The organism is Mycoplasma leonicaptivi ATCC 49890 (assembly GCF_000622205.1).
In the GTDB taxonomy this organism is placed as follows: Bacteria; Bacillota_I; Bacilli_A; order Mycoplasmatales; family Metamycoplasmataceae; genus Mycoplasmopsis; species Mycoplasmopsis leonicaptivi.
Genome location: NZ_JHWE01000026.1, coordinates 1 through 7,102 on the forward strand (window position 1 = coordinate 1; position 7,102 = coordinate 7,102).

The window sequence follows — 7,102 nt, forward strand, 5'->3', positions numbered from 1 at the left end:
CAAAGAACACTTTGCAAGTGTACGTTCAGAAGTACTAACCCTTTTAGGTGAACATACCAAAGCAACATCTGCTATTAATGATTTACCTCATCAAGGTAATAGATCTGCTTTAGCAAATGAATTGCTAAAAGCAGATACAGTACAAAAAGTTACAGAAATTTTAGCCAAAGTTACTCCTTTAAGAGAAAAAATCCAACAAGCACAAGACAAACTTAGTGGAACAAGTGAAAATCCAGGTGTGAGTCAACAAAATGCTACTGGATTACAAGATGAATTAAATGCTGCTGATACACTTGAAAAAGCAAACGAAGTTCTTGAAAAAATTGAAGCAGCTCTTGCTAAAGATGAACAAGATAGACAGTATGCTCAAAGTCAAACTAATGGTACAAATGCTCTTAATGAACTACCAGAGGGATCTCGTGCGTTGTTCCAAGAACAATTAAATAATGCTAGAACAAAAAAAGAAACTGAAGCAGTTATTGTCAAAATTCAAGCATTTAAACAAGAACAAGATACTACAAGACAAACAATTGAAACTAATATTACTTCTATAAACAATAGAGCAAAATTAATTGAAGATTTAAATAATGTGCAAAGAATTGAAGATTTTGAAGCTATTAAGCAAAGACAGCAAACATTGGTATCTAAAATAGAAGAAGTAAAAGCTAAGATTGAAGCTGTTCCAGGGGTTACCGAAGGAACTAATTGAGATAGATTATTTAGGAGAGATTTTAATACAAGTGTTGCCTCTGTAAAAACTAAATTAAGAGAATATTTAGATAATGCAAGAGAATTAGAAAATAATAATCTTTCAGAATTTGAAGAACTTATAACATTAACACAAAAGAAAATAGACTTTGTTAATTTATCAGTTGTTAATAGTAATGAATATTTTAGAGGTGATATTGGTATGGCTTCTACATTTATCAATAAAATTGTTGAAGCAAAAACTAATGATGAAATTGAAGCTATTAAAGCAAAAATTCCTGCTGCAAAACAAGCGTTATCAAGATTTTGACAATCAACAGATCTTAGAGAATATAGAGATAGATATTCAAATCAAAATAATGTTAACTTATATGTAGATAATATAAAATATGGAGATTATAATTTCCTTTTAAGGCAATTATATTCATCAATAGAACCAAATGATATAAATAACGTTGTTGATATAATTGTTCCACAATATCGTGGAAATACCGAATATTGACAAGAAGCAAAAAACATTGTAAGTACAACTGCTAAAAATACATTTAATCAAAGAATGGTTGCTTTAACTACAAAACAAGATATTTTAAATTTAAAAACTGAAGTTATCCAATACAAAACAAAAGAAACTGAACTTACATCTAAAATTAATGCATTTAATTCTGATTCTAAAAAAGCACACTTTAATGATTTATTAAATAATGCAACAAATAAAGCAAGAGTTGAAGAGATTATTAGAGCAATAGAAGAAATTAATACAAAAGTTAATGAAACTAATCAGTCAAATGATATTCTTGAAGATCAAGAATTAAAAGCACAATTTAGTACAAGAATTAATGATGCTACATCAGTTGAACAACTTGAACAAATAGTTAGTGAAATTCAAACAGCAAAACAAAATTGAACTACTAAAAAACAAGAAGCAACTGCTGCAAAAGATACATTAACACAAGAAAATCAAAAACAACATTATGAACAACAAATCACAAGTGCTACAAGCACTTCAAGATTAAATGCTATTATTACTGAAATTGAACAAATTAAAACAAAGAATCAATATAATTTAAGCTTATATAATGAATATAAAAGAGTTCGTTCATCATTAACTGATAAACACAATCAAGTAAAAACATTATTAGATAATGCAGACACACTAGAAAAAATTAATAATTTTGAAACCGAATATAAAAAAGTTAGATATACTGACAAAACAAGTGTTAAGAGTATAAATGGATTTCCACAAAATCCAAATGTTAATCTTATAATTGATTTTGATTTCGAGAAAAAAAGTCCAAAAGATACAAGTAAAAGAATTTATTTTGTTTTTGAAGAAAATGATACTAATCGTTTAATACCTTTGAATTTCCATACAACATTCTATGACAATAGTGGATACTATGCATTTAATGCAATATATCAAAGTGGTGGTTTTATAAAAGGAAAAACTTACAAAATAAAAAGTATATACAATAGTGATGGTGAATTTGAAATAAAATCTGGTTTAGATAAAGTGTTTAATGCTTAATGTAATTTCAACACTGAATTAGATAATTACAAAACATAATGTCTATTTTAAGTCTATTCAATGAAAAACACACTCTCCAAATTGAGAGTGTGTTTTTTTAAAATGAAATAACTAAATTTTAGCAAGAAAATCTAAAATCTTTTTGGTTTGTCCCTGACAATCCATCTTTTTTTCTAAATCTAATAAATCTACTTTTTTATTAATAAATTCAACCATATCTTGCTTATTTAATTTATCTCTTTTTCAACCTTTATGCATATTTTCCCCTTATATTTTATTTAACAACTAATAACAGTATTTTTTTGAATTCATTTTTTAATTTCTTTTTTAACCAAGATATGTCTTTCATTGTAAGACATATCTTGGTAATTATTTTCAATATAATCTAAACAATTTTGATACATTGTAAATATCTCTGATTCAGATTTGTTAATGAATTTAAAATTATCTTTAATATCTTTAAAATCTATGTTTTGAAGTTTTAAAACAAAACAATACAAATCAGATTCACAACTTTTGTTGTTTTGGTTAGAATCGGAATTGTTATTTTCTAAATTCTTTGGATTTAGAAAATAACCACATTTATTTAAAAGAATACTTAAAAATATATATGAAAATCTTTTGTTTCCATTTTTGAGTTTATGTGATTGTAATAAAGTAACAAATATTTCTGTAAAGAAATCAAATATATCTGTATTATCTCAATTATTTCAATTTATGATATTTTGAAACTTTATATCAAAAGTATCATTTTTGTCCACATATACATAATCATCTTTTTCTATTTTATTTTCAAATAAAAAAGAAAAAGTATCCACTAATGTTGAACAAAGTAAATGATATAAGAAAGTTAAGTGTTGTTCACTATTTCAATCTATAATTCTAAAATCAAATTGAATTTTTTCTTTAAAATTATTTGATTTTGATTTAAAAACAAAATGTTGTTTATCTTTTATCAATAAATTAGATTTATATTTATCAATAAATGAATCAATATCATCAAATTCTGTTATAACAATTTTTATATTTCTCATAATTTAAATAAATATTATTTATACCTCTTTTTACTACAAGATTATAACATTTTCTGGAGTTTTTACTTTTATTTAAAAATACGTTTAGATATTTTATAGTCTAAACGTATTTTGCTGATAATTTTTAAATATTATTTTCCATATTTACTTATAAAATAGAAATATTTTTAAAATATTATTTAGAAGTATTTATTATTGAATTAAAAGATGGGGTTGTTGTTCTATATTGTCCATCAGGAGAATATATTAATTTAAGCTCATAAATTTTGTTGTATTCTAGTTTTGAATTAGCGATGTTTGAATTTTGTGTTTGAGCATTAGAAGTTGTTGTATGACTGTTATTTGTGAATATATCATTAATTTCAATTTGAGAATGTGGAACAAATTCTGTTTTAGGATCAGATATTGTAATTATATTATTTCTATTTTGTGTATCTTCTAGAACAAAGTAAATATTTTTATTCTGCACTCCTCTATTATGTTGGAAACCAATAATATAAACAAAAGCATCTGGATGATTATAATCAGAGATTCTTCTACCAACAGTTGCTGCTCATTTTGTTATTGAGTTGTTTTTATCATATCTTATATCATTATAAGCATTCTCAAACGCATTTGCTTGTTCTAAATTAGAAACTTCATTTAATTTATTTTGAATTTGTTGTTTTTTCTCAGTTAAATGAACAAAATATTTATTAAATTCATCAACTAATCTTTGATTATCTGTATTTTTATTTTTAAGTTGATTAATTTCAGTAATAATTTGATTTAGTTCAGTTGTTGATCTCGCACTTGTTATTCTTGTGTTATAGTGATTTTTTTGATTTACATTAGTTAGAGAATCCTTAAGATTTGTGGTTTCTTGTCTTTTAGTTTGATAATTTTGTTTTGCTGTTTCAATTTCATTAGCAATTTGTTGAAGTTGCTCAACTGATGTAGCATCATTAATTCTTGTACTAAATTGTGCTTTTAAATCTTGATCTTCAAGAGTATTATTTGCTTGTGTAGTTTCAGTTTTCTTAGTTTCAATAGTATCAATTAAAGCAATAATCTCTTCAACTCTTGCTTTATTTGTTGCATTATTTAATAAACTATTAAAGTGTGCTTTTTTAGATTCAGAAGTAAATTGATTAATTTTAGTTGTAAGTTCAGTTTCTTTTGTTTTGTATTGTTGAACTTCTTGAATTAAAGGTGCAAATTGATTTACTTTTGTTAAAGCAACCATTCTTTGATTAAATGTGTTTTTAGCTGTTGTGCTTGTAATAGTTTTTGCTTCTTGTCAATATTTATGGTTTTGAACATACATATTTCTTAAAGCAAAACTGCTATTTCTAAATTGTGTTGCATCTGTTGTTGAATATAACATATCAACAATTGCATCATTAATGTTTTTGTATTTTTGACCATCTACAAAAATTGATGGTTCATTTTTATTTCTTGAAGCATCAATAATAATTGAAAATGAGTCTTTGTATGGACGTCAGAAATCAAAAATCGCTTGTTTTAATGGTGCTATTTTACTTTTAACTGTTTGAATTTGAGTTGAGTCAGAAGCATTATTTAATTCACTTAGTAAAAGTGCTCCAGTATTATCATTCATAGTAGTTAAAATTTCTTTTGCAACATTTGCTTTTTCTATGGCAAGTTGTTTTGTATTTTCAAATTGTGATAAACGAGTTGTATCATCGTTACCATCAAGTTCTCTTGCTTCATTTAATACATTAGTTAAATTATTTTTAATTGTTGAAACATTTTCATTAAAATGTTCTTGTAATTTAACATTTCAATAATCATTTCTATCTGATACGAGTATAAGTTCTATTTGTTCTTTAACCTCAGCAATTTTTGCAGTTAAATCTCTTTCTCTTTGTTTAATAGCCTCAAAACCATCTATTGATTGCACATTATTTAAATCTTCAAGTAATTTTGCTCTATTGTTTTCTGATGTAATATTGCTTACAATATTTTGTCTTGTAGTATCTTGTTCTTGTTTGAACTCTCTGATTTTGACAATAACTGCTTCTGTTGCTTCTTTTGTTCTAGCGTTATTTAATTGTTCTTGGAACAACGCACGAGATCCTTCTGGTAGTTCATTAAGAGCATTTGTACCATTTGTTTGACTTTGAGCATACTGTCTATCTTGTTCATCTTTAGCAAGTGCTGCTTCAATTTTTTCAAGAACTGCTTGTGCTTTTTCAAGTGTATCAGCAGCATTTAATTCATCTCGTAATCCAGTAGCATTTTGTTGACTTACACCTGGATTTTCACTTGTTCCACTAAGTTTGTCTTGTGCTTGTTGGATTTTTTCTCTTAAAGGAGTAACTTTGGCTAAAATTTCTGTAACTTTTTGTACTGTATCTGCTTTTAGCAATTCATTTGCTAAAGCAGATCTATTACCTTGATGAGGTAAATCATTAATAGCAGATGTTGCTTTGGTATGTTCACCTAAAAGGGTTAGTACTTCTGAACGTACACTTGCAAAGTGTTCTTTGGTGTCTTGTGTTGTTAATCTTGCATTAAAGATTTGCTGTAAAGTTTGTCCTGTATCCCCTTGAGGTAAAGTAGATGGTAATAAATTAATTTGATCTTGTGCATCTTCTTTAAAGTTTGCTTTATCAATATCATTATATCTAGTAATAGCATCATCTACTCTAGTAGGATTATTGCTTTCAAAACCTGCTTTTTGTGGATTATTTTGCTCTAGATTGTTTAATCTATAGCAAAAAAACAATTTTAACATTTTAATACATTATAAAAAAGTGGTAAAAAACATTACTGACATGTTTAAAAAAATATTTTCTTTTTTGTTCTTTTTTAGTCCTATTACAAATAGAAAATAATATTATTTTAGGAGGAACATTGATAAAAATATTAAACAAAACAATTTTAATAACAAAGCATGAATATGATAATTTTGATGTTTTTATTGAGAAATTTAAAAGTTCTGATTTAGAAAAAATTGATCAAAAATATTTTTTAAACTCAGATTTCGATAAATCTAAGATACAAATTAATTTTAATCCATTGCTTTTAGATTTTACAATGGATCAAGACATAAAGAAAATTATGAGTATAGTTTTATCAGCCTTAGAAGAAACTTTTAAATTAGTTAAAAACTATTTTATAAAAGAAGACTTGGAAGATTTTAGATATGTAGATAATAATGATTCATTTGACAAAATAATTCAAAATATCCTATGTTACAGCGAAATACATGATATATTTGATTTATTTTCTAATATATTTATACAAATGTTAATTTCACATAAACTAAGAAACGGAAATAAAAGATTTTCATTTTTATTCTTAATCAATTTATTAAAAAGTTTTGGTTTTTACTTTAAATTAGATTTTGATTTGAAAAATAAAAATTATTATGAAAAAATTAAGAAAAATGAAATGTTTTGTTTTGTCGCTAGATTATCAAATAGATCGTATTATGATTTTAAAGAAATGCTTATTTACGCAGAATTTAATGATAATAATAGTAAAAACCAAGAATATTATTGATGTTATAATTTAAACTTTCAGTAAATTTTATACTAAATAAAAAAAATTAAGAAATTTTTTCGTTTATAGATATTATGAAACTATATAATTCATCAGAAGAAATATTCAAATTTTTGAGTATTTCTTTTTGTTTTGCAGTTAGAGAATTTTTTCTTATATATTTTTCATCAAATTTTGAAACCTCAATTTTTGATAATTCATCTATTATTGAATTAAATGTTAAACTTGATTTATTTTTTAATAAATCAGAACAATGAAACTTAATAAAACTTTTAACTATGGAAGCAATGAAAGTTATAAAGGTTTTACTTTCTAAAACACCATC

Annotated in this window: 6 protein-coding genes; 2 read left to right on the forward strand and 4 right to left on the reverse strand. The window is 24.8% G+C overall.

What is annotated here, in order from left to right; genetic code table 4:
- On the forward strand, positions 1-2,233 hold a 2,233-nt coding region (locus BU00_RS05215; protein WP_036458903.1), incomplete at its 5' end, for a hypothetical protein.
- Positions 2,234-2,344: 111 nt separating this feature from the next.
- Here BU00_RS05215 and BU00_RS05060 read toward each other — a convergent pair.
- The 3 genes from BU00_RS05060 to BU00_RS0102010 form a co-directional block, all read right to left on the reverse strand.
- Entirely contained in the window at positions 2,345-2,491 is a 147-nt protein-coding gene (locus BU00_RS05060) for a hypothetical protein (protein ID WP_156926420.1), read from the reverse strand.
- A gap of 20 nt (positions 2,492-2,511) precedes the next feature.
- On the reverse strand, positions 2,512-3,267 hold the full coding sequence (locus tag BU00_RS0102005; protein ID WP_027121278.1) for a type II toxin-antitoxin system death-on-curing family toxin: 756 nt from the start codon (positions 3,265-3,267) through the stop codon (positions 2,512-2,514).
- Between the two features lie 175 nt (positions 3,268-3,442).
- The gene (locus tag BU00_RS0102010; protein ID WP_027121279.1) at positions 3,443-6,007 is read right to left on the reverse strand and encodes a hypothetical protein; all 2,565 of its coding nucleotides are present in this window, start codon (positions 6,005-6,007) and stop codon (positions 3,443-3,445) included.
- A gap of 119 nt (positions 6,008-6,126) precedes the next feature.
- Between BU00_RS0102010 and BU00_RS04895 the strand changes: the two genes are divergently transcribed.
- On the forward strand, positions 6,127-6,801 hold the full coding sequence (locus tag BU00_RS04895; protein WP_027121280.1) for a type II toxin-antitoxin system death-on-curing family toxin: 675 nt from the start codon (positions 6,127-6,129) through the stop codon (positions 6,799-6,801).
- 22 nt (positions 6,802-6,823) lie between these two features.
- Here the strand turns inward: BU00_RS04895 and BU00_RS05450 are convergent.
- Positions 6,824-7,102, reverse strand: a 279-nt coding sequence (locus BU00_RS05450; protein ID WP_036458709.1) for a hypothetical protein, incomplete at its 5' end; no start/stop codon positions are given.